General features: G+C 61.9%; 25 protein-coding genes. 15 read left to right on the top strand and 10 right to left on the bottom strand.

The features are described 5' to 3' along the window. Nucleotides 1–32 precede the first annotated feature (32 nt). The 4 genes from WDB88_RS14540 to WDB88_RS14555 all read left to right on the top strand — a co-directional run bounded on the left by WDB88_RS14540 (nt 33) and on the right by WDB88_RS14555 (nt 5,208). Nucleotides 33–1,643 (top strand): ABC transporter substrate-binding protein, encoded by a 1,611-nt coding sequence (locus WDB88_RS14540; RefSeq protein WP_339109559.1) that lies wholly within the window; start codon nt 33–35, stop codon nt 1,641–1,643. Nucleotides 1,644–1,732: 89 nt separating this feature from the next. Then, on the top strand, nt 1,733–2,680 hold the full coding sequence (locus WDB88_RS14545; protein WP_339109804.1) for an ABC transporter permease: 948 nt from the start codon (nt 1,733–1,735) through the stop codon (nt 2,678–2,680). Beyond that, complete coding sequence (locus WDB88_RS14550; protein WP_330647183.1) at nt 2,680–3,528, top strand: ABC transporter permease; 849 nt, start codon at nt 2,680–2,682, stop codon at nt 3,526–3,528. The genes WDB88_RS14545 and WDB88_RS14550 overlap by 1 nt, the downstream gene beginning before the upstream one ends. 3 nt (nt 3,529–3,531) lie before the next feature. Next, nucleotides 3,532–5,208, top strand: a complete 1,677-nt coding sequence (locus tag WDB88_RS14555; protein WP_339109561.1) for an ABC transporter ATP-binding protein — start codon at nt 3,532–3,534, stop codon at nt 5,206–5,208. A gap of 29 nt (nt 5,209–5,237) precedes the next feature. Here WDB88_RS14555 and WDB88_RS14560 read toward each other — a convergent pair whose 3' ends face one another. Continuing rightward, nucleotides 5,238–5,732 (bottom strand): Lrp/AsnC family transcriptional regulator, encoded by a 495-nt coding sequence (locus WDB88_RS14560; RefSeq protein WP_330647181.1) that lies wholly within the window; start codon nt 5,730–5,732, stop codon nt 5,238–5,240. A gap of 168 nt (nt 5,733–5,900) precedes the next feature. On the opposite strand from WDB88_RS14560, the gene WDB88_RS14565 reads away from it, so the two are divergent. The 4 genes from WDB88_RS14565 (at nt 5,901) to WDB88_RS14580 (ending at nt 11,342) form a co-directional block, all read left to right on the top strand. Next, on the top strand, nt 5,901–7,226 hold the full coding sequence (locus WDB88_RS14565; RefSeq protein ID WP_339109562.1) for an FAD-binding oxidoreductase: 1,326 nt from the start codon (nt 5,901–5,903) through the stop codon (nt 7,224–7,226). Nucleotides 7,227–7,345: 119 nt separating this feature from the next. After that, entirely contained in the window at nt 7,346–8,809 is a 1,464-nt protein-coding gene (locus WDB88_RS14570; protein ID WP_339109564.1) for an aldehyde dehydrogenase family protein, read from the top strand. 18 nt (nt 8,810–8,827) lie between these two features. Further along, nucleotides 8,828–9,874: a tartrate dehydrogenase gene (locus WDB88_RS14575; protein ID WP_339109565.1), complete on the top strand. Its 1,047-nt coding sequence runs from the start codon at nt 8,828–8,830 to the stop codon at nt 9,872–9,874. Between the two features lies 1 nt (nt 9,875). Next, nucleotides 9,876–11,342: an NAD-dependent succinate-semialdehyde dehydrogenase gene (locus tag WDB88_RS14580; RefSeq protein ID WP_339109566.1), complete on the top strand. Its 1,467-nt coding sequence runs from the start codon at nt 9,876–9,878 to the stop codon at nt 11,340–11,342. A gap of 48 nt (nt 11,343–11,390) precedes the next feature. Here the strand turns inward: WDB88_RS14580 and pdxY are convergent, their stop codons facing one another. The 4 genes from pdxY to WDB88_RS14600 form a co-directional block, all read right to left on the bottom strand. Beyond that, nucleotides 11,391–12,242: a pyridoxal kinase gene (gene pdxY / locus WDB88_RS14585; RefSeq protein ID WP_339109567.1), complete on the bottom strand. Its 852-nt coding sequence runs from the start codon at nt 12,240–12,242 to the stop codon at nt 11,391–11,393. A 165-nt stretch (nt 12,243–12,407) separates the two neighbouring features. Continuing rightward, nucleotides 12,408–13,679 carry an amino acid permease gene (locus WDB88_RS14590; RefSeq protein ID WP_339109568.1) on the bottom strand — a complete coding sequence of 424 codons (1,272 nt, stop codon included), beginning with the start codon at nt 13,677–13,679 and terminating at the stop codon, nt 12,408–12,410. Further along, nucleotides 13,672–14,028 (bottom strand): cupin domain-containing protein, encoded by a 357-nt coding sequence (locus tag WDB88_RS14595; protein WP_330647174.1) that lies wholly within the window; start codon nt 14,026–14,028, stop codon nt 13,672–13,674. The genes WDB88_RS14590 and WDB88_RS14595 overlap by 8 nt, the downstream gene beginning before the upstream one ends. Nucleotides 14,029–14,032: 4 nt before the next feature. Beyond that, nucleotides 14,033–14,773, bottom strand: a complete 741-nt coding sequence (locus WDB88_RS14600) for a YqcI/YcgG family protein (RefSeq protein ID WP_330647173.1) — start codon at nt 14,771–14,773, stop codon at nt 14,033–14,035. Nucleotides 14,774–14,907: 134 nt separating this feature from the next. Here WDB88_RS14600 and WDB88_RS14605 point away from each other — a divergent pair, with 134 nt between their 5' ends. Then, the gene (locus tag WDB88_RS14605) at nt 14,908–15,348 is read left to right on the top strand and encodes an Lrp/AsnC family transcriptional regulator (RefSeq protein ID WP_330647172.1); all 441 of its coding nucleotides are present in this window, start codon (nt 14,908–14,910) and stop codon (nt 15,346–15,348) included. Between the two features lie 216 nt (nt 15,349–15,564). On the opposite strand, the gene WDB88_RS14610 is transcribed toward WDB88_RS14605, so the two are convergent. Further along, nucleotides 15,565–15,822 (bottom strand): PAAR domain-containing protein, encoded by a 258-nt coding sequence (locus tag WDB88_RS14610; RefSeq protein WP_330647171.1) that lies wholly within the window; start codon nt 15,820–15,822, stop codon nt 15,565–15,567. Beyond that, nucleotides 15,822–17,870, bottom strand: a complete 2,049-nt coding sequence (gene tssI, locus WDB88_RS14615) for a type VI secretion system tip protein TssI/VgrG (RefSeq protein ID WP_339109569.1) — start codon at nt 17,868–17,870, stop codon at nt 15,822–15,824. Before tssI ends, WDB88_RS14610 begins: the two co-directional genes overlap by 1 nt. 210 nt (nt 17,871–18,080) lie before the next feature. Between tssI and WDB88_RS14620 the strand changes: the two genes are divergently transcribed. Then, a complete protein-coding gene (locus tag WDB88_RS14620) occupies nt 18,081–18,275 on the top strand; it encodes a hypothetical protein (RefSeq protein ID WP_330647169.1) in 195 nt (64 codons plus the stop codon). Continuing rightward, the gene (locus WDB88_RS14625) at nt 18,272–19,735 is read left to right on the top strand and encodes a sodium:solute symporter family protein (protein WP_339109570.1); all 1,464 of its coding nucleotides are present in this window, start codon (nt 18,272–18,274) and stop codon (nt 19,733–19,735) included. Before WDB88_RS14620 ends, WDB88_RS14625 begins: the two co-directional genes overlap by 4 nt. A gap of 92 nt (nt 19,736–19,827) precedes the next feature. Here WDB88_RS14625 and WDB88_RS14630 read toward each other — a convergent pair whose 3' ends face one another. Together WDB88_RS14630 and WDB88_RS14635 are read right to left on the bottom strand one after the other, a co-directional pair. Further along, nucleotides 19,828–21,009 (bottom strand): pyridoxal phosphate-dependent aminotransferase, encoded by a 1,182-nt coding sequence (locus WDB88_RS14630; protein WP_339109571.1) that lies wholly within the window; start codon nt 21,007–21,009, stop codon nt 19,828–19,830. A gap of 38 nt (nt 21,010–21,047) precedes the next feature. Further along, a complete protein-coding gene (locus WDB88_RS14635) occupies nt 21,048–21,698 on the bottom strand; it encodes a TetR family transcriptional regulator C-terminal domain-containing protein (protein WP_339109572.1) in 651 nt (216 codons plus the stop codon). 271 nt (nt 21,699–21,969) lie between these two features. Between WDB88_RS14635 and WDB88_RS14640 the strand changes: the two genes are divergently transcribed. The 4 genes from WDB88_RS14640 to WDB88_RS14655 all read left to right on the top strand — a co-directional run bounded on the left by WDB88_RS14640 (nt 21,970) and on the right by WDB88_RS14655 (nt 25,188). Next, nucleotides 21,970–22,734, top strand: coding sequence for an ATP-binding cassette domain-containing protein (locus WDB88_RS14640; RefSeq protein WP_339109573.1), 765 nt, complete (start codon nt 21,970–21,972; stop codon nt 22,732–22,734). A gap of 55 nt (nt 22,735–22,789) precedes the next feature. Continuing rightward, nucleotides 22,790–23,563, top strand: a complete 774-nt coding sequence (locus WDB88_RS14645; RefSeq protein WP_330647164.1) for a transporter substrate-binding domain-containing protein — start codon at nt 22,790–22,792, stop codon at nt 23,561–23,563. A 68-nt stretch (nt 23,564–23,631) separates the two neighbouring features. Continuing rightward, nucleotides 23,632–24,345: an ABC transporter permease subunit gene (locus WDB88_RS14650; protein WP_339109574.1), complete on the top strand. Its 714-nt coding sequence runs from the start codon at nt 23,632–23,634 to the stop codon at nt 24,343–24,345. Nucleotides 24,346–24,438: 93 nt separating this feature from the next. Further along, on the top strand, nt 24,439–25,188 hold the full coding sequence (locus WDB88_RS14655; RefSeq protein WP_330647282.1) for an ABC transporter permease: 750 nt from the start codon (nt 24,439–24,441) through the stop codon (nt 25,186–25,188). A 49-nt stretch (nt 25,189–25,237) separates the two neighbouring features. On the opposite strand, the gene WDB88_RS14660 is transcribed toward WDB88_RS14655, so the two are convergent. Next, nucleotides 25,238–25,903: a GntR family transcriptional regulator gene (locus WDB88_RS14660; RefSeq protein ID WP_339109575.1), complete on the bottom strand. Its 666-nt coding sequence runs from the start codon at nt 25,901–25,903 to the stop codon at nt 25,238–25,240. Nucleotides 25,904–25,935: the final 32 nt, after the last annotated feature.

A 25,935-nucleotide genomic window follows, 5' to 3' on the forward strand; every position in this document is an offset into this window, starting at 1 on the left:
GGCTGCGCACCCCTGACAGGGATACCCACGATATGACATATAAGCCGACAAACTGGTCCGGTCGCGATGATGCGATGGTCGAGACGATGATCCGTCGCGGGGCCTCGCGACGGGATCTTCTGAAGATGCTGATGGCCTCGGGGATCGGGATGGCGGCGGGCGGGTCGCTTCTGCTGCGGGCCGATCAGGCGGTCGCGGCGACCCCTGTCTATGGCGGGCATCTGAAAGCTGCGGGCTGGTCGTCCTCGACCGCCGATACGCTTGATCCGGCCAAGGCCTCCATGTCGACCGATTACGTGCGCTGCTGTGCGTTCTATAACCGCCTGACCATTCTCGACGAACAGGGCGTCGTGCAGATGGAACTGGCCGACAGTCTCAAGACCGATGATGCGAAGACATGGGAAATCAAGCTGAAATCCGGTGTGAGCTTCCATGACGGCAAGACCCTCTTGGCCGAGGATGTGGTCTATTCTCTCAAGCGCCATCTTGATCCGTCCGTAGGGTCCAAGGCCAACGCGATGGCCGCGCAGATGACCGAAATCTCCAAGCTTGACGATCTGACGGTGAAGATCGTGCTGGCCGGCGCCAATGCCGATCTGCCGACCATTCTGGCGATGCACCATTTCATGATCATCGCCGATGGCACGACCGATTTCAGCAAGGCCAACGGCACAGGTGCTTTCATTTGCGAAACCTTCGAGCCGGGTGTGCGGTCGATCGCTGTGAAAAACCCGAATTACTTCAAGGACAAAGCCCCCTATCTTGATAGTTTCGAATTCTTCGCGATTGCCGATACCAATGCGCGGGTCAATGCGCTTTTGTCGGGGGATATTCAGGTCGGGGCTTCGCTCAACCCGCGTTCGGTGCGCTTTATGGACGGCAAGCCGGGGGTGCAGACCTCGATCACGCGCTCGGGCAGCTATACCGACCTCAATATCCGGCTGGATATGGAGCCGGGTGCCAAGACCGGCTTTGTCGAGGGGATGAAATATCTGGTCAATCGCGAGGCGATCCAGAAGTCGATCCTGCGGGGCATGGCCGAAATCGGCAATGACCAGCCCGTTTCGGCATCGGACCGGTATCACAATCCCAATCTCAAACCGCGCGCTTACGACCCCGATCAGGCCAGACACCATTTCGAGAAAGCGGGGCTTTTGGGGGTCGAGATCCCGCTTGTGGCCTCGACGGCGGCGAATTCCTCGGTGGATATGGCGACCATCATCCAGCAGATGGGCGCGCAGATCGGCATGAAATTTACAGTCGATCAGGTGCCGCCCGATGGCTATTGGTCGAATTACTGGCTGAAATCGCCGGTGCATTTCGGCAATATCAACCCGCGCCCGACCCCCGATATCCTGTTCTCGCTGCTTTATGCCTCGGATGCGCCGTGGAATGAAAGCCATTACAAATCGGAGAAATTCGACAAGATGATGCTGGAGGCGCGCGGCTCGCTGGACGAGGAGAAGCGGACCTCGATCTATTGGGAAATGCAGGAAATGGTGGCCAATGAGGCGGGCACGATCATTCCTGCCTATATCTCCAATGTCGACGGGCTTTCGGATAAGGTCGGGGGGATGCGCCCGAACCCGCTGGGGGCGCTGATGGGCTTCACCTTTGCCGAACATATCTGGCTGAACGCCTGATCATAGCCGAGCGGACCTGCGCGCCCTGGCGCGCAGGGGCCATTCTTGAAGATTGCTCCGAAGGGAGGTGCCCCTTGCCCCAGTCGTTTATGCCTTGGGTTCTTGTTTTCCAACGGCTTGGTATCGCGATCCTGACATTGCTGATCGTGTCTTTCGCCGTGTTCTTTGCCACCGAACTCCTGCCCGGAGATGTGGCGGAAATCCTGCTGGGACAGGCGGCAACGCCCGATGCCGTGGCCGGTCTGCGCGAGGCGATGGGCCTTGATAAGCCCGCCCTCCTGCGCTTTCTGGGCTGGCTTCTGGGCTTTTTCCACGGTGATCTCGGTATTTCCTATGTCAATAATATCCCCGTGGCCGATCTGGTGGGCGGGCGGCTTCTGAGCTCGCTGAAACTGGCGGGGATCACCACCGTGATCTCGGTGCCGGTCGCGCTCGGTCTCGGGATCGGGGCGGCCATGTGGCGCGGGTCCTGGTTTGACCGGATCGTGTCGATCCTGACCATTTCGGTGATCTCGGTACCCGAATTCATGGTGGCCACGCTGTCGGTGCTGATCTTTGCGGTCTGGCTGGGCTGGCTTCCCGCGCTCAGTTACGGGGCGGCAGAGGTGACCTCGTTCGGGGCGCTTCTCAAGGCCTATGCGATGCCGGTGATCACGCTGAGCTTCGTCATCTCGGCGCAGATGATCCGCATGACCCGTGCGGCCGTCATCGAGACGATCAACACCCCCTATGTCGAGATGGCGCTGCTGAAGGGGGCCTCGCGCAAGCGGATGGTGCTCAAACATGCGCTGCCCAATGCGCTGGGGCCGATCGCCAATGCGGTCGCCCTGTCGCTGAGCTATCTGGTGGGCGGGGTCATCATCGTCGAGACGATCTTCAACTATCCCGGCGTGGCCAAGCTGATGGTCGATGCCGTTTCCACCCGCGACCTGCCGCTGATCCAGTCCTGCGCATTGATCTTCTGCGTCAGCTATCTGCTGCTGATCACGCTGGCCGATCTTATCGCCATTCTCTCCAACCCGAGGCTGCGCCGTTGATGAATATGACAAGTTTCCGCCTCCCGACGCCGAAAAACCTTGGCTATTCGTTTAATTGGGTCGGCCGTATCGGTCTGGCCGTGATCCTGTTCTGGGCGGTGATCGCGATCTGCGGCAGTGCCCTTGCGCCGCATCCGCCGGGCGAGATCGTCGATTGGGATTTCTTCGGTGCCGCCTCCGGAAAGTTCTGGATGGGCACGGATTATCTGGGGCGCGACGTATTCTCGCGTGTGTTGCTGGGCGCGCGTTACACCGTCGGTATCGCGCTGGCCTCGGTTTTTCTGGCCTGTTCGGGCGGGGTGATCCTTGGCATGGTGGCGGCGGTCGCGGGGGGCTGGTTCGACATGATCCTGTCGCGGCTGCTGGATGCGCTGAACGGCATTCCCTCGCTGCTGTTCGGGCTGGTGACGGTGGCGGCCATCGGCTCCTCCATTCCGGTGCTGGTCGGGACTTTGGCGGTGATCTATCTGCCCGGGGCGTATCGCTTTGCCCGCGCGCTGGCGGTCAATGTGAACACGATGGATTTCGTGACGGTGGCCCGTGCGCGGGGCGAGGGCACCCCCTATCTGATCGCGCGCGAGATATTCCCCAATATCCTCGGCCCCGTTCTGGCCGATCTGGGATTGCGTTTCGTGTTCATCGTGCTGGTGCTTTCGGGGCTGTCCTTCCTTGGCCTCGGGGTGCAGCCGCCCAATGCCGATTGGGGCGGGCTTGTGCGCGAGAATATCGAAGGTCTGTCGCTGGGGGCGCCGGCGGTGGTCTTCCCCTGCTTGGCCATCGCTTCGCTGACCATTTCGGTGAACCTGTTCATCGACAACCTGCCCACCAAAATCCGCGACAGGAGCTGAACCATGAAAGATTTCGCACAAGAAACCGCGCTTGTTTCGGTCCGTGATCTGCGGATCGGGGCGACCACCGATGCGGGGCGTAAAATCGAGATCATCAAGGGGGTCAGTTTCGACATCGCCCCCGGCGAGATGGTGTCATTGATCGGGGAATCCGGTTCGGGCAAAACCACGATCGCGCTGTCGCTGATGGGCCATACCCGCACCGGCTGCGAGATCACCGGCGGCGAAATCCGGCTGGACCGGCATATCGTGACCGCGATGTCGGAAAAAGCCCGTGCCCGTATTCGCGGCACCGAGGTGTCCTATGTGCCGCAATCGGCGGCTGCGGCCTTCAACCCCAGCCAGCGTATCATGGATCAGGTGGTGGAAATCACCACAATCCACGGCCTGATGCCCCGCGATGAGGCCGAGGCCAAGGCTGTATCTCTGTTCCGTGCCTTGGCTCTGCCCAACCCCGAGACCATCGGTCAACGCTATCCCCATCAGGTCTCTGGCGGGCAGTTGCAGCGGCTGTCGGCGGCGATGGCGTTGATCGGTAGCCCCAAGCTGGTGATTTTCGATGAGCCGACCACTGCGCTGGATGTGACCACCCAGATCGAGGTGTTGCGGGCGTTTCGCAATGCGATGGCCGAGGTCGGGGCGGCGGGTGTCTATGTCAGCCATGATCTGGCGGTGGTGGCGCAGATTGCGGACCGGATCGTGGTGCTGAAGGGCGGCGAGATACAGGAAGAAGGCAGCTGCGAGCAGATCCTGCATGCGCCTGCCCATCCCTATACCAGACAGCTTCTGGCCGCTTTCGAGCCGGTGCTGCATGAACCCTCCGGCGTGCCGGACCGCGTCAAGCACACGCCCATTCTGGAGGTGCATGATCTTTGCGCCGGATACGGGCCGATGCGCGATGGCGTGCCCTATGCCAAAATCCTCAAAAACGTGAATTTCAAGCTGGATCGGGGCCGCAATCTTGGGGTGATTGGGGAATCCGGCTCGGGGAAATCAACCCTTGCACGGGCGATTGCGGGGATCTTGCCGCCCTATCGCGGCTATACGATGGTGGACGGGCAGGAAATGCCGCTTGATCTGGTTAAACGCTCCAAGGAACAGCTGCGCCGTGCGCAGATCGTGTTCCAGCTAGCCGATACGGCGCTGAATCCGGCACAATCCATCGGCACCATTCTGGGCCGTCCGCTGACCTTCTATCACGGGCTGCGGGGGCAGGCGCGCGAGGCCCGCGTGATCGAGCTGCTGGACATGGTGCGTCTGCCTGCCAGCCTGCGCCACCGCCTGCCGGGCGAACTGTCGGGCGGGCAGAAACAGCGCGTCAATCTGGCCCGCGCCTTGGCCGCCGAGCCGGAGCTGATCCTGTGCGACGAGATCACCTCGGCGCTGGATACGGTTGTGGCGGCGGCGATCATCGAGCTGCTGAAAGAGCTGCAGCGTGAACTGCACCTGAGTTATATGTTCATCAGCCATGATCTTTCGACCGTCGAGGCGATATGTGACGAGGTGCTGGTGATGTATAAGGGCGAGGTGGTCGAGGCGCTGCCTGCGGCCCGCATGAGCGCGGAGGCGTTGCATCCCTATTCGCGGCTGCTGATTTCGTCTGTGCCGCAGCTTGATACGAACTGGCTGAACACGCTGGAACAGGACCCCGAACTGATTGCCACATTCGCCAACCGCTAAGTGAAAGCCCCGCCCTTCGCGGGGCTTTTTCACAGCCGGTCGGCAAAGATCCGCGTCAGCGGGATCTGGGTTTTGACGAAGGGCGTTTTCATCACCACGAAGCTGAAATATTTGTCGATGCCGATATCGCGGTCCACGAGCCCTTCGAGGATGGTCTGGTAATCGCCAATAGAGGCGGTGACGAATTTGGCCAGATAGTCATAGCCCCCCGAGACCAGATGGCATTCGATGCAGCTATCCACCTTTTCCAACGCCTCCTGAAAGCGGGCGAAGTCGATCTGGCGATGGTTCTTGAGGGTGAACTCGGTGAACACCGTCAGGGTTTCCCCGAGCTTCGTCATGTCGATCTGTGCGGTATAGCCGCTGATATATCCCGCCCGCTGGAGCTTCTTGACCCGCATCAGGCAGGGTGAGGGCGAGAGCGCCACCAGATCGGCAAGTTCGACATTGGTAATGCGGCCATTGCGTTGCAGCTCCGCCAGAATCTTCAGGTCGATTCTGTCCAGTTTATAGGCCGTGCTCATGTCTTCCCCTGCCGTGATCGCTTTTCCGACCATTCTTAGCGTATTTTACAGCGCAAGGAAGAGTGTGCAAGGCGGCGCATACAACATGAAATGCCACAAAAGCCCGAGATTTGGCAGATGACGCTGCGCAGGGGCGGTTAGCCTGCGGGAAATAATAAGGAGACGCCGATGCCTGCCCCCCTTTTGACATTGGAAAGCAGTGACATGCTGCCCGCCGAGGCGGATTGCGTTGTCATCGGCGCAGGGATTGTCGGCACCTGTGCGGCCTATTGGCTGGCGCGGGCAGGGCAGAAGGTTGTCCTGCTGGAAAAGGGCCGCGTGGGCGCCGAACAATCCAGCCGCAACTGGGGCTGGTGCCGCCAGCAGAACCGCGATGCGCGGGAACTGCCTTTGTCGACCAAGTCTCTGGATTTATGGGAGGATATGACTCGCGATATCGGCGAGGATATGGGGTTCAAACGCTGTGGTCTGCTGTATCTGTCCAATGATGCGGCGGAAATAGAGGGTTGGGCGAAATGGGGCGAATTCGCGCGGGGCGAGGGGGTTGATACCCGTATGCTCAGCGCCGCCGAGGCCGCCCTACGCGGAGCCGCCACGCAAAAGCCCTGGGCGGGCGGTGTCTGGTCGCCCAGCGACGGCACGGCGGATCCTTCGCGCGCAGCCCCTGTGATTGCCAAGGGCATTTTGAAACACGGCGGCCATGTGATCCAGAATTGCGCGGCGCGCGGGTTGGAGACCTCCGCAGGGCAGGTCAGCGCCGTGGTGACCGAACGCGGCACCATCAAGACGCAGCAGGTGGTGATGGCAGGCGGCGCCTGGGCATCGAGCTTCCTGCATCAGCTGGGCATCGCCTTCCCGCAGGCCTCGGTGCGCAGCTCGATTCTATCTGTGGCTCCGGGGGCGGAAGGCATCCCCGAGGCGCTGCATACGGCGGCGGTCTCGATCACGCGGCGCGGCGATGGTGCCTATACACTGGCGATCTCGGGCAAGGCCGCCGTGGACCCGACGCCGGGCATGATCGCTCAGGCCAAGCACTTCCTGCCGATGTTCACCAAGCGCTGGAAAAGCCTCACTCCGGGCGGCTTGCAGGCATGGAAGGCGGGCTTCGAGACCCGCAAGACTTGGGCGCTGGACCAGATCACCCCGATGGAGCGCGCCCGTGTACTGGATCCCGTGCCCGACAAGGGGCTGGTCACTCTGACCCTGCAACGCGCGCGCGATCTGCTGCCTGCGCTGAAGGTGCTGCCGGTGCAGGCCTCTTGGGCGGGCTTCATCGATTCCACCCCCGATGGCGTTCCGGTGATTGACACCGACACCGGCCTGAAGGGGCTGACGCTGGCGGCGGGCCTGTCGGGTCATGGTTTCGGCATCGGTCCGGGCGTGGGGCATCTGGTGGCCGATATGCTGCTGGGCCGCACCCCCATCACCGAGACCGCGCAATATAAGCTGGCGCGTTTCAACGAAAGCCAATGGGGCAAGGTCTCGAAGTTCTAAGCCAGCATATTATGCTGCCAGAGCGCTTGCGCAGACAATTATGCCGTCGGCGCGGGCGTTTTAACCAGAATTCACGCGCCGGTCTCGCTTAGGCTGGGGCCAAGCATGATGAGGATAGCATGAGTTTCGCATTCGACCCCACTTCGGTCTCTCTGCCTTCGGGCCATTTCATCGGCGGCGACTATGTCGCAGCCCCCGAGGCGATCGAGGTCATCTCGCCCTCGACAGGCCAACGCATCGGCGCCATTGCCTGTGCCGATGCGCAGATGGTGGATCGCGCTGTCGCCTCGGCGCGTCAGGCGTTGAAGACCTCGAACTGGGGTGGGCTTGCACCGCGTGACCGTGCCAAGGCGCTGCATAAATGGGCCGATCTGATGGAGGCCGAGGCGCCTTATCTGGCACAACTTGAGGCGCTCTGTTCCTCGCGCCCCTATGCGCAGGCGCTGACCGGCGATATCTCGGTCACCGCCGAGCAGATCCGTTTCTTTGCGGAATTCGCCGATAAGGAATGCGGTGATCTGGTGCCCACGTCGGACGGGCAGTTCGGCTATATCTCGGACCATCCCTATGGGGTGATCGGCGCGGTGACCCCGTGGAACTTCCCGATCTCCATGGCGGGCTGGAAGCTGGGCCCCGCGCTTGCGGCAGGAAATGCCGTGGTGATCAAACCCTCCGAGATGACGCCCTATACCACGCTCTATATGGCCGAACTTTCGGTCAAGGCGGGGATTCCGGCGGGTCTGGTCAATGTGGTTCTGGGCGATGGCCCCACCACCGGCAATGCGATCACCGGTCATCCGGGCATCGATAAGGTGTCTTTCACCGGTTCGACCCGCGCGGGTGCGGCGATCATGGAGAATATCGCGCGCCATGGCATCAAGCCGATGACGCTGGAGCTGGGCGGCAAAAGCCCGATGCTGGTCTTTGCCGATGCCGATCTGGATAAGGCGGCCGAATGTCTGGCCAAGGGTATCCTCCCCAATGCGGGGCAATTCTGCGTGGCGGGGTCGCGCATTCTGGTCGCGGCCTCGGTGGCCGATGAGCTGTCTGCCAAGCTGATGGCGGAATTTGGCCGCCAGGTGCCCGATGTGACCCATGCGGGGGCTGCGGGCTTCTCGCCCATCATTTCCGCCCGTCAGATGGGGCGCATTGATTCCATCGTGCAGGCGGCCCGTGCCAAGGGCGGCGAGATCCTCTGCGGTGGGGCTGCCTTTGACCGCGAGGGCAGCTTCTACCAGCCGACCCTGATTGCGGGCGTGGATGAGACAAACCCCGCCGTGACCGAGGAAATCTTCGGCCCCGTGGCCACCCTCCAGACCTTCGACAGCGAGGAAGACGCGATGGCGCTGGCGGCACATGACACCTACGGGCTGTGCGCGGGGCTGTTCACCCAAGACCTCTCGCGTGCGCTGCGTCTGAGCGGGCGGCTTGAGGCCGGCACCGTTTGGGTCAACCGCTATGGCCGCTCGCGTGATCACATTCTGCCGACGGGGGGCTGGAAGGCCTCCGGTCTTGGCAAGGACTTGGGCCGCGAGGCCTACCGCGCCAACCGGCGCACGAAATCTGTGCTGATCGATCTGTAATCGGCCAAAGGAGTAAAGATGAAGACCTATACGCTCGCCCTTATCCCCGGTGACGGGATTGGCGTTGATGTGACCGATGCGACGATGGAAGTGCTGGATGTGGCTGCGGCCAAATTCGGTTTTGCGCTGAAGCCCACCACCTTCTCGTGGTCCTGTGAATATTATGTCGAGACCGGCAAGATGATGCCCGAGGACGGGATCGAGCAGCTGCGCCCCTTCGATGCCATCTATCTGGGCGCCGTGGGTTGGCCGAAGACCGTGCCGGATTCGGTATCTTTGCACGGGCTTTTGCTGCCGATCCGCAAGGCGTTCACCCAATATGCCAATATCCGCCCGCACCGCCTGTTGCCGGGTGTGGAAGGCCCGCTGAAGGCCGAAGGCTTCGACATCCTGTGCATCCGCGAGAATACCGAGGGCGAATATGCCGGAGCCGGTGGCCGCGTGCATCAGGGGCAGGACAATGAGGTGGCGACCGAGGTCTCGATATTCACCCGCAAGGGCGTCGAACGTATCCTGCGCTTCGGCTTCGAGCAGGCCCGTTCGCGGCGCAAGCATCTGACGAGCGTGACGAAATCCAACGCCCAGAAATACTCGATGGTGTTCTGGGACGAGATGACCGACAAACTGGCCGCCGAATATCCGGATGTGACCGTCAGCCATATGCATATCGACGCGATGGCCGCCAAGATGGTGATGGCGCCGCAGGATCTGGATGTGATCGTGGCCTCGAACCTCTTTGGCGATATCCTCACCGATCTGGGTGCGGCCATCCAAGGCGGTCTTGGCTTTGCGGCTTCGGCCAATATCTGCCCCGACCGTTCCGTGCCCTCGATGTTCGAACCGGTGCATGGCTCGGCCCCCGATATCGCGGGTAAAAACATCGCCAACCCGATTGCCGCGATCTGGTCGGGCGCTATGATGCTTGAGCATCTGGGCGAGAAGGCAGCAGCCGAGGCTATTCTGGCCGCCATCGAGGCCGCCACCGCCCGTGGCATCGGCACCCGTCCGAGCGCCAGCACCACCGATGAAATTACCGCAGCGGTGAAAGCCGCATTGGAGGCATAAGATGACCCTGCATGAAAGCTTTGATCTGCGCGCCCAGCTGCGCGACCCCGCCTTGTTTGTTGAGGCAGCCCTGATCAATGGCGAGTGGCGCGCACGGGCAGATATGGCGGTGATGAACCCCGCCACCGGCGATGTGCTGGGCCATATGCCCGACAACACCGCCGCCGAGACCGAAGAGGCGATTGCCGCCGCGGCAGAGGCGATGAAGTCGTGGAAGGCCAAGACCCATGCCGAGCGCGCCGATATCCTGATGGCGTGGTATGATCTGATGCTGGAGAACGCCGATGATCTGGCGCTGATCCTGACCGCCGAGCAGGGTAAGCCGCTGGCCGAGGCCAAGGGCGAGATCGTCTATGGCGCGTCCTTCCTCCGCTGGTTTGCCGAAGAGGCGCGTCGCATCAACGGCCATATCATCCCGAGCCCCGTGAAGGGCAAGAAGATCTTTGCGATGAAAGAGCCGGTGGGTGTCTGCGCGATCATCACGCCGTGGAACTTCCCGACCGCGATGATCACCCGCAAGGTGGCACCGGGTCTGGCGGCAGGCTGCACGATGGTTATCAAACCCTCGGATTTCACGCCCTATTCGGCGCTGGCGCTGTGTCTTCTGGGCGAGCGTGCAGGCATTCCTGCGGGCGTGTTGAACTGCCTGACCGGTCGCCCCGAGGCGATTGGCGGCGCGCTGACCGCAAGCCCCGTGGTGCGCAAGCTGTCCTTCACCGGCTCGACCCGTGTGGGCGCGCTTCTGGCGCAGCAATGCGCGCCGACGCTGAAGAAGATGTCGCTGGAACTGGGCGGCAATGCGCCCTTCATCGTGTTTGACGACGCCGATCTGGATGCGGCTGTCGAAGGGGCTATGGCCTCGAAGTTCCGCAATGGCGGTCAGACTTGCGTTTGTGCCAACCGTCTGCTGGTACAATCGGGCATTCATGACGCTTTCGTGGCCAAGCTGGCCGAGAAGGTCAATGCGCTGAAAGTCGGCCCCGGCACGGCGGAAGACACCACCATCGGCCCGATGATCAATTCGGCGGCGATCGACAAGATCAACCGCCATATCGAGGATGCGCTCTCCAAAGGTGCCACCCGCGCGACCAAGAAGCGCGCGCTGAGCGGCCAATATGCCGATCCGACCGTGCTTGTGGGCGCGACGCTGGATATGCAATGCGCCGGCGAGGAAACCTTTGGTCCCGTGGCTCCGGTCTTCAAATTCGAGACCGAGGAAGAGGCGCTGGAGATCGCAAATGGCACGCCCTTCGGTCTGGCGGCCTATTTCTACACCACCGATATGGCGCGTGCCTTCCGCTTTGGCGAGGCGCTGGAAACCGGTCTGGTGGGTCTGAACACCGGTGCGGTCTCCCATGCCGAAGCGCCGTTTGGTGGCGTCAAAGCCTCGGGTCTGGGGCGTGAGGGCGCGCAGGAAGGCATCGAGGAATATCTCGAAACCAAAGCCTTCCACTTCGGCGGGTTGTAAGCTGGCGGGCGGAACGGCCAAGGGCAGGCCTTGAGGTCTGCCTCTGGCCTAGCGGTCTTGCGAAAGGGTCAGCAGGGCCTTGCGGAACTCCGGATTGCTCAGCACGACCTCGCCCGCCCCCAGCGTTTTGGCATGGGACAGCGCCATTGCCACAAGCTGTTGCGCCTGTTCAACCGCCTGTGCAAGCGACAGGTCGTGTCCCAGCCCCGCGATGATCAGCGCGGCAAACAGATCCCCTGTGCCGGGCAGGGCGATCGGAAGTTTGCGTACAGGATGGCGGCTGGGAGGCTCGGGGCCCAGAATGATACTTTCGATATGGCCATCGGCTGTGTCCTCCAATGCGCAGCCGGTCACCACAAGCCGCGCATCCGCCCCCATGCCAAGCGCGTGTCGGGCGTGCTCCAGTGCCTCCAGCGTGGTAAAGGGTTGGCCGGTCAGCCATGCCAGTTCGAACGGATTGGGGGTGGCCAGATCGGCCAGCGGCAGGAGCAGGTCGCGCATGACATCGGCAATGGCTTCCGGCACGTAGAGACCCGGCCCGCTATCGCCCAGTACCGGATCGCAGAGATAGAAGAGGTCCGGATTGTCGGCTTTGGCCTGCGCGATGAACGCGGCGGTTTGCCGCGCCACCTCGACCGAACCGATATAGCCCGTCAGAAGGAAATCCGCCCGCTCGGGCAGGCCCCTTTCCTGCGCGCCGCGCAGCAGATCGGCAAAGAAGGCGGCGGGCAGGGCCTGTCCGCGCAGGGTCGGATAATCGGGGGTGTTCGAAAAGACGACGGTCGGGATGGCTGCGACCTCCAGCCCTGCCGCCTGCATCGGAAAGACCGCCGCCGAATTGCCGACATGGCCAAAGACAACCTGACTTTGGATCGAGATCACGAAAGGCGGATGGGGCATGGCTTGGGGTCCGTTGGCTGGCGGCATCGGTGGTGGGATCTTTGCGATACGCTTCCTGCTCTGGCGGGTCAATCGGCGCGGGGCAGCGGTCGGCTATGAAAAAAGGCCGGTCTTGCGACCGGCCAGTTTGGGGGAGTGCCCGTCAGGGAGAAGGCCGGGCTCCGCCTATTCCGCAGGGGACTGGTTGCGCAGGGCCGCATCGCCCTTCTGCAAGAACGAGATTGCCAGTCCCAGTGCGATCAGCAGGACAGGGTAGAGAAGCCCCTGTCCGCCGCGCCCGATGAACAGCAGGCAGACCAGCGCGAGACATCCCAGCGAGAGGAGCCGGTAGGCGGTGCGGCGTTCGAGGCGCAGCAAGGATGCCGCCGCACCGGTATAGAGCAGCAGGAAGTTCTGCCCCGCTGCCGCCAGAAGATGCGACATATCCAGAATACCCGCGCCGACCAGACCGACCACGCTCAGCAGCACGACGACCGTGACCATGACGGCATTCAGAGGCACGTCGTTGCGGATCTGGGCAATCGGGGCCGGAAGCAGCCCGTCGCGGGCGGCGGAATAGACCATGCGCGAGACCGCCCAGATTGCGGCTGACAGATTGGCAAAGATCAGCAGCACGGCGAGTGCGGCAATGGTGATGCGGCCCGCAGGGCCGAAGGACTGGCCGAAAATCTGCGCGAAAGGTGCGGGGCCTGCGCCCAATGCGCCCGCCTTGGCCACAACCAGCGCCAGCACCAGATAGAGCCCCACCGCCAGAAAGAAGGAAAACGCCATCGCGCGGGGGACGTCCCGCTTGGGGTTGCGGAATTCGCCGCCCAGATTGGCGCTGACTTCCCAGCCTGTAAAGGCGAAGAACACCATCATGAAGACCATGCCCAGACGGCGCAGGTCGGTATCGGCGGATGGTGTGCTGGCTGCCGACAGGTCGAAGGCGGGTTGCACGGCCAGATAGCCCACGATGGCCAGCCCCAGAATGAAGACCAGAACCAGAGAGGCGATGAAGGTGTTGACCCGTCCGGCCATTTCGGCAGACAGGAAATTGACCCCCAGAGCGGCCACGATCAGCGCGCCTGCATATACTGCCGCGGGGCCGCCAAAGGTTGCGGCGACGTAATGCCCGCCGGTCAGAGCCACAGCGGGCAGCCCTACCGAAACCGCCCCCAGAAACAGCAAGGTTGCACAGATCCGGCCGGATTTGCCAAAGGCGTGGCCCATGATAGAGGCGATGCCGCCCGCATCGGGGTAGCGCCGCCCGAGAATGGCGAAGACCCAAAGCAGAGGGGCGGCGGCCACCGCGCAGGCGATCCAGATCAGGGTCGCGGAGCTACCCACTTCCTGCACCGCCAGTCCCGGCAGCGTCAACAGACCCGCCCCCAGAACGATATTGAGCATCATCGCCGTGCCGCGCGTGACGCCAAGGGATTTTTTCAGCTCAGCCATGATCGGCAAGCTCGACGGCATGGAACGAAATCAGATAGCGCACGCCCTCGTCCAATGCGACAGAGCCGTGGCGCACCCCCGCCGGTAGCGAGATCACGGCCCCCGCGCCGCAGATCTGTTCGCCCCCCTCCCAGTAGAAGCGCGCCTGTCCTTCCAGCACCACAAGCGTTTCATCGGTCGGGTGCTGGTGCCATGCATGTTCCTTGCCCGGCGCGTCCTGCTGGACCTCGATACAGCCCTGCTGTGGCATGAGCTTTTCGATGATCGACCAGTAATCGGCCTTGGCGAGCGCGATCTGTTTGACCGAGGGCGTGGCGGTGGTTTCGGGTGTCGATGTCAGGTCTTTCATGGGGTTATCCTTCCTTGACGAGCTGCAGACGGGCCTCGCCCAGCCGATGGAACGGGCAGGCGGGGGTCTCGTTGGTATCGTCGATGAAATATTGTGTATATTCGCGGTTGGCCGGATCGCCGTAATGGCCCAGCGAGGGCGAGGGGGCGATCAGGTCGTAATCTTCCAACAGGTCGCGCACGCGCTTGAGCGAACGCTGGACCCCCGGCTCGTCGCTATCGGTGATGCCGTTGAACACCCAGCGCGGCTGGAAGGTGATCATGAAGCTGCTGGCGCGGCGGCTTTGACGCATGACATGGGCGGGTGTGTTGCACACCACGAAAATCGGTTCGCCGCCAAAGGAGAATTCCCATGTCGGATCATCGAGATTGCGGGAGACCCCGTCGGGTTGGGGGCTGTCATCCAGTGCGACGAGACCGTCAAGCAGGTCCCAGAACTGTTCGCGGTAACGATCGAAGGACTGAACCGGACCGGGACGGGCAAAGATGACCAGCGAGGTCATCGGGCCGATCCCGCGCGCCTGGGCAAGATAGGATTTCAGGATGGGGGCCAGAGTTTCCGGTGTCAGCGGGTCGGGGAAAGCGAAGCGCAGGCGATCCGCTTTGAAACCGGCAACGCCGAAGACACAGGGGAAGGGGCGGCTCTTGCTTGTCAATGCAGTGTCGAATTCACAGAAAACGGTCTTTTCCCAGCTTTGTCCGGAAAAAGCCTCGGTGACCTCGCTACTCTTGAAGACTAAATCCATGAATCATGATCCCTTCGTTGAATGACATGGTAAGTGTGGCCGCCTTGACGTGGCGCCGCCTACAATTCAAAACGCAATTCTCTCTTCGTTTCGAAGAAAAACTCGTTATCCTGACACGTAATGGGAGAGTTTCGATGCGTTTGAGTCCGACAGAGAACCTGATTTTGGAATTGCTGCGCGAAAACAGTCGCCGGTCTCTGACCGAGATTGCCGATATTGTCGGCCTGTCGCGCCCGACGGTGAAATATCATGTCGACAAGCTGATCGAGAGTAAGGTCATCAGTCGTTTCACGATCGAGGTGGACACGACGCAGGTGGATTCGGTCACCGGCACGCGGGCGATGTTCGATCTGCAACTCAAGCGCAATACCTGCTCGATCGTCTACGCCTCGATCCAGCGCTGGAGCGAGGTGGTCTCGGCATGGTCGCTGACGGGTGATACCGACATGCGTATTCTGCTGGAGGCGGCCAATCTGAGCATTCTCGAAGAGCTGCGTGACCGTTTGTCACGGCATCCCGAGGTGCTGACCGTCACGACGTCTGTCATTCTGAAGTCGTGGCGGGAAAAGACCTGAAAGCGCGCGCATTCTGCGGCGGAACCGGCTCTTTACGAGCTTCATGTTTCATGCGGTTGCGGGGCAGGGTTTATGTTGGGCCGGATTTTCTGGCGCGGGGGATATCGCAAACAGAAACGGGGCACCTGTCGGCCCCAGTGTTTGATTTGGCCGTTTGGTCTGGCCGTTTGATCTGGCATCGTCAGGTTCTGGCGATGGCGCGCCCTCTGCGCTCTGTCAGGCGGTATGGTTGGGCGAGCCGGAAACGATGGTGCCACCGCCCGAGGTTTTGGAGCCGACAATCGCCACCGGTCGCCCGTCAAGGGTCTGCTGCGACGACCCTGTGACAATGGTGCAGCCGCAGGCGCATTTATCGCCCACCCGTGCAATCGGCTTGCCATCCGCCATTGCCGTGCCGCCCGAGACGATCACATTGGTTCCGTGACCCTGTTTGGGGCAAACATGTTTATCACCCACCCGTGCGACCTGTGGCATCAGCTGTCCTCCTTGGCGGCGGCGCATTCCTCGCAAAGCGGCAGGCCTTCCTTGGCCGCCATCTGCAGCGTCGGCACCTGAGCCGAGCCAGACCCGCCCATAGAGACCGCGCCCTTGAGGTTGATCTTGGCCGCTTCCAGCGTGATCCCCGAGGCGTCGATGGTGATCTTGCCCCCCGGACCCTTGATCTGGAATTTCTCGAAGGCCATCAGCGTGTGCTTGCCGGTATTATTGGTGATCGAGCTGCCCACATCCAGCGTGAATTTGCCAGCGACCTCGCCCTGATAATTGCGGCCTACCTCATAGAGGTGGTCGGCATAGATCGATTGCTTGTGGATATTGCCGACGCGATGGATGTGGTCCTTGCCGTAGTTTTCCTGCTGGTTGCGGGCCACATCGTAATACATATCGTTGCCGATATTCTCGCGGTGGTCATTGCCGACCGAGATCGTCTTGTCATGGCCGATCGATTCCGACTGGTCATTGCCCACGGTTTTCGAGCGGTCATGGCCGATGGAATGGCTTTCGTCATTCTCGATGATCGTATTATGGTCTTTCTGCGCATGCATGAAGACCTCTTCGCGGTCCTTCTCGTCCTCGAAGCGGAATTCATTATAGCCCGAGCCCTGATGGGTGTCGGATTTGAAGGTCGAGACAGTCTTATTGGCGGGCAGATCATAGGGCACGGCGTTTTTGCCGTTATAGACACAACCCGTGACGAGTGGCTTGTCAGGGTCGCCGTCGAGGAATTCGACCACCACCTCCATCCCGATCCGCGGGATAACCATGCCGCCCCAGCCATTGCCAGCCCAGCTTTGTGACACGCGGCAGCGCATGGAATAATCGGCATCCAGATCCCAGTGGAACTGCACCAGAATGCGGCCATATTCGTCGCAGTCAATCTCGCCATCGCCGACAACCACCGCCGTCTGCGGGCCCTTCACATCGGCGCGCGGGGTCTTCAATTCGGGCACCAAAGGCGCGGAAGACGGCATCAGGATATAGCGCCCCGAATAGGCATAGCCATCGCCTTCGGTCCCGCCCGAGCCGTAATTATCCGAGGTATAAGAATGGCTTGCCGAGAGGCAGATATATTCCTCACCAATCCCCGGAACGGTGTCGCCCGCCAGATCGACCCGCGTGCCACCGCGCAGGGTGATGATGTCGCCCACCGCCTCATAGCGGCGGTCCTGACCGCGCTCGCCCTGCGTGCGCAGCTGCGCCACAACGCGCCCACGCGATTGCGCCAGATAATCGCCGGGCCAGTCGAAGCTCTCGATCTGCCCCTGAGCGTACTCGGCATCGCCGATCTGATCGGTCTCCATCGCGGCATTCGGGGTCTTGAAGTTGTAATCCGTCAGGCGGATCGCGCCGGTGGTGATGCGCCGCGCCGGATGCCAGTCCCAGAAATGCGCGAAATCGGCCTGATGGTGGCCATCGTCGGGCTTGAAGGGCACGGCACCGATGGTCGCATGGGCCTCGACGGCGTCGGAAAGCACCATCTCATGCGCGCCTTCGGAATGGGTGAAGTGATAGCTGATACCGTGGCGCTCCATCATCCGCGTGGCAAAGGCCATATCGGATTCGCGGTATTGCACGGTATATTCCAGCTCGGGGTAGTCATTCGCCAGATTGACCGTCAGCTTGCCCGCATCCGAGTAGCTTCCCAAAAGCTCGGTCAGGATCTCGACCACGGTTTTATTGTGGAAGATCCGCTGGTTGCGGCGCAGGCTGGCCAGGAAGAACCACGGCTGAAGGCGCAGGCGGTACTTATGCCCATTGTCGCCCGTGCCCAGCCAGCGGGCCTCGGTCACGATCCCGTCGAAATACTGGTCACTCCCCTCGCGGGTGACAAGCGCAACGCTTGCATGGGTCCCGATCAGCGCGTCGAAATCGACATCCGCCGAGGAGGCCAGACAGTCCACCTGATAGTCATAGAGCGCGTTGATATGGTCGGTCCCATCGAACCGCTGCAGCACCAGCTCATCCGTGCCGAGAACCGTGGTGAGCCGCCCCATACGGGCATCCTGCGAGAAAAATACAGACATAATAAGAGCCAGTGCTGAAAACTTTGGCTTACCTTACAGGCAAGATAATGCGGGTTTCAAGATCCGGTGAGGCCTTGTGTGCATAAAGCCGCCATTCTGCCCGCGCCGCTGGGCGGCAGCATCGGCGTAAAGGCGTATTGGCATCTGCCGCGCGATGCCGCATCTTGCCGCCGAAATCATGTCTGCGGTCTTCCGAAAGCAAGGATACTCATGTCACGGCCCCTCGCGCTTTTCCTGACGGCTCTCGTCATTCTGGCCTCTTATGGCGTCCCCTACCTTCTGTTGGGCGATATCGCTGCATGGTATGGCTGCTTCCTGTTCTGGGCACTGGCCGGTCTTGCGGTGATCGGTCTCAATGTCGTAGCCACGGCAGGCTTTGCCGCGCAAGAGGAGGATACGCAATGACCGTGTCTCTGGTGTTGTGGGGTGTGGTTCTTTATGTCCTGCTCTCTTCGGTCGTCACCTATCTGTCACGCCAGCGCGGTCCGCAGGGCGGCCAATCGATGTCGCGCTATTTTCTGGGCAACCGCTCGATGGGCGGGGTCGTCTCGGCGCTCAGTTATTCGGCCACGACCTATTCGGCCTTCATGATGGTCGGGCTGGCGGGGCTGACCTATAAGGGCGGGGTCGGCGCGCTAGGCTTCGAGATTATCTATTTCGCCGGTGTCTCGCTGGTGTCGATCTTCGGGCCGCGCTTCTGGAAAGCGGCCCGCCGTCATGCCTTTGTCACCCCCTCCGAAATGCTGGGAAAGCGCTATGGTTCGCGCTGGGTGGCAGTTGCGGCGGGGCTGACGGCGCTGGGGTTCCTGATCCCCTATTCAGCGGTGCAGCTTGCGGGGGTGGGGTATCTGCTGTCGGGGATGACCCAAGGCGCGATCCCGTTCGGGGCGGGGGTCGTGCTGGCCACGCTTCTGGCCATCGCTTTTTCCTTCGTCGCCGGTATCCGTTCCGTGATGTGGACCGATAGCCTGCAGGCCCTTGTGATGATTGTGGCCTCGGTGCTGGTCGGGGGGCTTGTGGTGGCCAGACTCGGCGGCCCCGTGGTCCTGTTTGAGACCATCGCCAGCCGTGCGCCGCAGATGTTGCAGGTGCCCGGTCCGGGTCTTTTCAGCTTCCCGACCTTTCTGGGGTTGACCATTCCGTGGTTCTTCTTCGCGATCTCCAACCCGCAGGTGAGCCAGCGTCTGTTCATGCCGAAATCTCTGGCGGCCTTGCGACAGATGCTGTTGATTTTTCTGTGTTTCGGGCTGGTCTATACGCTTGTTTCGGTCCTGTGGGGGTTTTCGGCTTTTGTGGCGTTCCCCGATCTGGCAACCCCCGATCTGGCGACCGCGACCCTGCTGGCCTCGGACTATGTGCCGCCTGTGCTGGGGGTGGTGGTGATGGTCGGGATTCTCGCCGCGGCGGTCTCGACAATCGATTCCATCCTGCTGACGCTTTCCTCCATCTTTGCCCGTGACGTCTATGGCAATCTGCGCCCCGACGCGCCCGAACGCCGCCAGCTCTGGGTGGGGAAGGCTGTCATTCCGGTAATCTCCGTGCTGGCGCTGGTCTTCGCAACCTTGCAGCTTTCGATGATCTCCATTCTGTCGGTTGCGGCCTCTGCGGGGCTGGTGGTGGTGGTTCCGGCCACGATCGGTGCGTTTTTCTGGCGCAGGGGGACGGCCACGGGGGCGTTGCTCTCCATTCTGGGCGGGGTGGCGTTCGTGCTGTGGATGTATCTGAGCGGGAACCGGCTGTTCGGGCTGAATGCCGGTGTTCTGGGCTTTCCGGTGGCCAGCCTGCTCTTTGTGGCGGGAAGCCTGCTGACACGTCCCAAGGCGACAGCGACCACCGAAGGCTTCCTGCCCATGTCTTCGGACTGACTGCCGCACCAAGGCGGCGCGGCGTTCCGGACGGAAGGAAACGGGCGCGCCGTCTTAAGCCGTCTTAAGGCGTCAGTCTTTTGCCACTCCGGTCAGGGCTTTCCGGTTAGGGCGGTTCGGGCAAGTGCGGCCATGCGCGAGATGGCATCCGCCAGTTCCGCATCCGGAACCGTCAGCGCGACGCGGATCAGATCGCGCCCCTGCGCCCCGAAAGCCGAGCCGGGCATGACCGCCACATTCTCTTCGTCCAGCAGCCGCCACGCGAAAGCCTCGCCATCCATGCCGGTTTGCGACACGTCGATCATGGCAAACATGCCGCCCGAGGGCATGTGGCAGGACAGCCCCGTGCTCTCTTCGATCATGCGTGTCACCATGCGCGCCCGCCGTCCGAGCGCCGTGCGCAGCTGGGCGCTGGTGGTGTGATTGCCGCGCAGTGCGGCGGTCGTCATATCGGCGATGAAGGGCTGGTTCCCAAAGAGCATGGTTTCCGAGATCGGCAGCAGCCTGCGCGAAAATTCGACCGGACCGATGGACCAGCCGCTGCGGAAGCCGGTTGCCGCATGGCTTTTGGAAATCGAGGACACCACAATGGTGCGCTCGCGCAGCGCATCGATTTCCAGTGGCGAGGCGAAGCCGCCCTCGAAGATCAGTGCCTCGTAGACCTCGTCGCAGACAATCCACAGATCATGCGCAATAGCCAGCGCGCCAAGCGCCTCCAATGTGTTGCGGTCGAGCACCGCGCCGGTCGGGTTATGCGGCGTGTTCAACAGCAGCACGCGGCTTTCAGGGGTGATCGCGGCGGCCAGATCTTCGGGTTGCATGATAAATCCGTGCCGCATCTGTAGCGGCACGGGCTGCATTATGGCGCCGGTCGAGCGGATGACCCCTTCATAGGTGGCGTAATAGGGGTCGCCCAGCAAGACCGCATCGCCGCTTTGCACCAGCGCAGTCATCACGGCAAACAGGGCGGTCTGGGTGCCGGGGAAGCACAGGATATTCTCGTCACGGATCGTGGGCAGTCTGGGGCGGTAGAGATCGGCCAGCGCGGCGACCAGATCGGGCTCGCCGCGTCCGTTCGAATATCGGGTCCGGCCTGCCTTGAGGGCGCGCACGCATTCCTCCACCAGTTCGGGCGCGGGGGCGATATCGGGTTCGCCAATGGTCAGTTCCAGGATGTCCTGCCCTTGGGCAACCCTGTCACGCGCGGCAAAATGCACCGCCCATTTGTCACTTCCAAGAGTATAGAGCCTGTCGGTCACCGAAGCGTAGCGCATGGAAAAATCCTTTCGAGCCTGCGAGGAGGCAGGCATTCTCAAGAGGCAATTTGATGTTGGGTCAGACTGTCTTTGGGGAGATGCAGCAGGCCTTCCGCTGCCTGAAGGGCGATCAGGGGCAGGCGTTCGGGGTCATAAATCCCGTGGTCCAGAGACCCCTCGATCCAGAGGCCGTCGATCAGCCCGTTCAGCGCGATGGCCAGATCATGGCACAGGGGCGCGTCATGGGGCAGGTCACAGGCATGGCGGGCATCGCGGATCAGCGTGGCAAGCAGGTCGAGGAATTCCTGATAGCTGGCGCGATGGATCTGCGAATATCCCGGCTCGTGCTCGACCCGCCCGATAAAGGTCGACCAGAGCGAGACCTTGCGCGCCGAAAGGTTCGGGCGCATCAGGTTGGCCGAGATGAAACCGGCCAGAGACTGTGCAGGCGTCAGCGCGCGGGTTTGCGCCACCGCCTCGGCCTGACCGGTCAACTGGGTCATCAGATGGGCATAGGCCGCCCGCAGCATTTCCTCTTTCGAGCCGAAATAATGGCGGATCAATCCGGCCGTGACACCGGCGCGCTCGGCAATTTTGCGGGCGCTGGCACCATTCAGCCCGTCTTCCCCGATACAGGCCAGTGTCGCTTCAAGAAGTTCCAGACGGCGGGCATCTTCTGGCAGGCGCTGGAATGTTTTTCGGCTCATAACGGGGCCCGCTCTGTTGCTTTTTCGCGCGGAAAGTCCCAAAGACGGAGCGATGAAAGAAACAAACTGCCTAGCATTGGTGCGTAGTGCGGTGCGGGTGCCTGTGAAATGAGCATAGTTCGACATCTCCATTCTGGCGGGGCGCTGTTACGGCAGTGCGTGTTTCTGAGACGGGTCTTATGCTGTTATACGATCGTATAGTAATGGCCAAAAGACAAGACACCTTCGCAATTTTTCGTAACAGGCGCAGCCAGAACTTCTCCGGTAGATCATGACCCCGACCATCGAAATCGACAATCTGCACAAAAGCTTCGGCCCGCTTGAGGTTCTCAAGGGGGTCTCTCTGAAAGCCTATCCCGGCGATGTGGTCGCGGTGATCGGCGGCTCCGGCTCGGGCAAGTCCACGATGCTGCGCTGCATCAACCTGCTCGAGGTGCCCAGCTCGGGGATGATCCGCATCAAGGGCGAGGCCTATGAGCTGCGCAAGACCCGCTCCGGCGAGATGGAGCCTGCCAACCGCCAACAGGTGCAGCGGATTCGGGCGCATCTGGGCATGGTTTTCCAGTCGTTCAACCTCTGGCCGCACCGCACCGTTCTGGGCAATGTGACCGAAGTGCCGATCCATGTGCTGGGGCTGTCGCGGGACGAGGCGGAGGCGCGGGCGATTGCCTATCTGGAACGGGTCGGGCTGGGCGACAAGCTGCAGGCATGGCCCTCGCAGCTTTCGGGTGGCCAACAGCAGCGCGCGGCGATTGCGCGGGTGCTGGCCGTTGATCCCCATGCCATGCTGCTCGACGAGCCGACGTCGGCGCTGGACCCCGAGCTTGTGGGCGAGGTGCTGGCCGTGCTGCGCGATCTGGCGCAGGAAAAGCGCACGATGGTTCTGGTCACCCACGAGATGGCCTTTGCCCGTGATGTCGCAAGCCATGTCGTCTATCTGCGCGACGGCCGCATCGAAGAGCAGGGCCCGCCCCAGCAGATCTTCGGGGCGCCGCAATCGCCGCATCTGCAGCAATTTCTTCGCTCGGTCAGCTAGGCCCTAGGCGCTGCCGTTTTCTCCTCAACCTGAATCATCCGATAAAGGACTGCATATGATCAGAAAAATCGCCCTGACCCTGTTGGTCACCGCCGGTATGGCCATCCCTGCTATGGCTGAAACCCTGAAGGTCGGTGTCTCGGCTGAACCCTATCCGCCCTTCTATACCCCCGATGCCGATGGCAACTGGAGTGGCTGGGAAATCGACCTTATGCATGAGGTCTGCAAACGGATCGACGCGGATTGTGTGGTGGCACCCGTGGCATGGGAAGGGATCATTCCCGCGCTGAATACCGGCAAGATCGATATGATTATGGGCTCGATGGCGATTACCGCCGAGCGTGCCAAGCAGATCGCCTTCTCGGATAAATACTATGACTCGCCGACCGGTATTCTGGCCGCGAAATCGCTTGACATCACCCCCGATGCCGAAGGCGTGAAGGGGCTGTATATCGGCACGCAATCCGGCTCGAGCCAGGAGAATTTCGTCAATGCCCATCTGGCCGATAGCGCCAGTGGCGTGCGCGTCTACCAGACGCTGGACGAAGAGCTGCAGGATCTTGCCGCAGGCCGGATCGATGCGGTGGTCGGCGATACGCTGGCGATGCAGCCCTTCATCGAATCCGACGAAGGGAAAGCCTGCTGCCATTATGTCGGTGCTGTGAAGGGCGACCCCGAAACGCTGGGTCGTGGCGTGGGCGTCGGCGTGCGCCAGAAAGACACCGAACTTCTGGCGCGGGTCAATAAGGCCATTGCCGATATCCGTGCCGACGGGACCTATGACACCCTGTCCAAGCGGTATTTCACGATTGATATCTACGGCGAATAAGTGGTGGGGCCGGGCGTTCAGGCGCCCGGCCTTCCGGCTTTTACCCTGACAGAAGGAGCAACCGTATCATGGCGACGGGGATAGATTTCAGCCTGCTGGCCTTGAACGCGCCGGGATGGGGCGGAACCCTTCTGACGGGGTTCGTGCGCTCGGTCGAACTGGCCGCTGGGGGGTATCTGCTTGGTATTGTGATCGGCATTATCGGCGCGGTCTCGAAACTCTATGGCGGGCGCGTGCTGCGGGATGTGGCCGAGCTTTACACCATTCTCATCCGCGCGGTGCCCGAGCTGGTGCTGATGCTGCTGTTTTACTATGTCGGCACGGATCTGGCCAATAAGGCGATGCAGGCGATGGGCTATGAGGGCTTCGACATCAATGGCCTGACGGCGGGGATCTTGGTGATCGGGCTGGTGCAGGGAGGCTATGCGACCGAAGTCATCCGCGGGGCGATCAAGTCGGTGCCCTATGGCCAGATCGAGGCGGCCCATGCTTTCGGTATGTCCTCGCGCAAGGTGCTGACCCGTGTGACACTTCCCGCCATGACGCCACATGCCCTGCCGGGGATGGCCAATCTGTGGATGATCGCCACCAAAGATACCGCGCTTCTGGCGGTGATCGGCTTCTCCGAGCTGACGCTGGCAACCCGTCAGGCGGCGTCGGCGACGCGGTCCTATTTTCTGTTCTTTTTCGCGGCGGGGGCGCTTTATCTGGCCCTGACGCTTGTCTCCAATCTCGGTTTGCGCTGGTTCGAGAAACGCGCGCGCCGTGGTCTGGCCCGCTGATCTGGGAAGCCCGAGATGCCTGATAGCGATATTGTCACCCCGCTCGAACCTGCGCCCCTGTCCCGTTTGCTGGGGCAATGGCGGGCCGCGCTGATGCCGCACCGGATCGTGATGGCGCTGCTGGCTGTGGGGGCCGTGGCCGCGATGGTCCATTATATGGACTGGAGCTGGCTGCCCACCTATTTCCCCAAACTCTGGAGCGGTCTGGGCATGACGATGATCATGCTGGTCGCGAGCGTGGTGATCGGATTTCTCTGCGCCCTGCCTCTGGGTCTGGTGCAGGTGACGGGGCCGCGCCCGTTGAAATGGGCGGCGACGGCCTTCTGCACGGTGATCCGCGGCACGCCGCTGCTATTGCAGATGTGGCTGTTCTATTACGGGCTCGGGTCGCTTTTCGCGCAGTTTCCCGAAATCCGTGACTCCTGGCTCTGGCCCTATCTGCGGCAGGCATGGCCCTATGGGCTGATCGCGCTGACTGTCTCGTTCGCGGCCTATGAGGGCGAGGTGATGCGCGGGGCCTTTGCGGGTGTGCCCGAGGGCGAATTGGAGGCCGCGCGCGCCTTCGGGATGCCGCGCTTCATGCTGTTCCGTCGGGTATGGTTCCCGCGGGCGCTGCATCGCGCCCTGCCGACGCTGACCGGCGAGATCATCCTGCAACTCAAATCAACGCCTCTGGTGGCCACGATTACGATCACCGACCTTTATGCGGTGATCACCCGCGTGCGCCAGACCACATTCCTGACCTATGAACCGCTGCTGTTTCTGGTCGCGGTCTATCTGGTGCTCAGCGGCACGCTGACGCTGGCGCTGCGTTGGCTGGAAAACCGGCTGCCGTCGGCCTAAGGCCGCGCCCCTCCCCCAAGCGTCTTTTCTGTCGCAAGGGGGATGTGGGCTAGCGGGCGGCCTTTGCGGCATCGCTGCGTGAGAATGCAGCGATCAGCATCCGTTCGGACTGGTCAAGATAGCCTTCCAGCATCAGGGCGGCGGCCTCTGTCTCGGCGGCTTTCATCAACCCCAGAAGCTTCTCGTTCAGCGGAATAAAGGGTGCATGCAGGAATTCGGGGTCCTGAATGACACCGAAGGCCAGCCGCAACTCTGCTGTCAGATTGGCATAGAAGGTCGCAAGCCTCGGGCTGTCGCTCAGGGCGACAATCGCGCTATGGAAATCGACATTGGCACTGCCCACACCGCGCCAGTCGCACTCTGCGGCAGAGCGATGTGCCTTGGCGATGGCGGCCTCCATTGCCGCCAGTGCCGGATGCTGGGCGTAGCTGCCGCGAATGGCCTGCACCTCGATCACGCGGCGCACCCGATAGATATCGATGATCGAGGCCATCGACGGGCTGGCCACCGAAATCCCCTTATTGGCCTCGTGATGGAGTAAACCGTCCTTGGTCAGGATGCGGAAGGCTTCGCGCAGCGTATTGCGCGAGACTTCCAGCCCCTCGGCGCAGGCGGTTTCGGAGAGCCGCTGGCCCGGAACAAGCTCTCCCATGATCAGTTGATCGCGAATCCGCTGCGCGGTGCGTTCGGCAAGGGAGAGGGGCGGTGCGGACATGGAAAGACCTTCAAAGTGACTCTTCCGCTCTA

The organism is Thioclava sp. GXIMD4216 (assembly GCF_037949285.1).
Classification (GTDB): Bacteria; Pseudomonadota; Alphaproteobacteria; order Rhodobacterales; family Rhodobacteraceae; genus Thioclava; species Thioclava litoralis.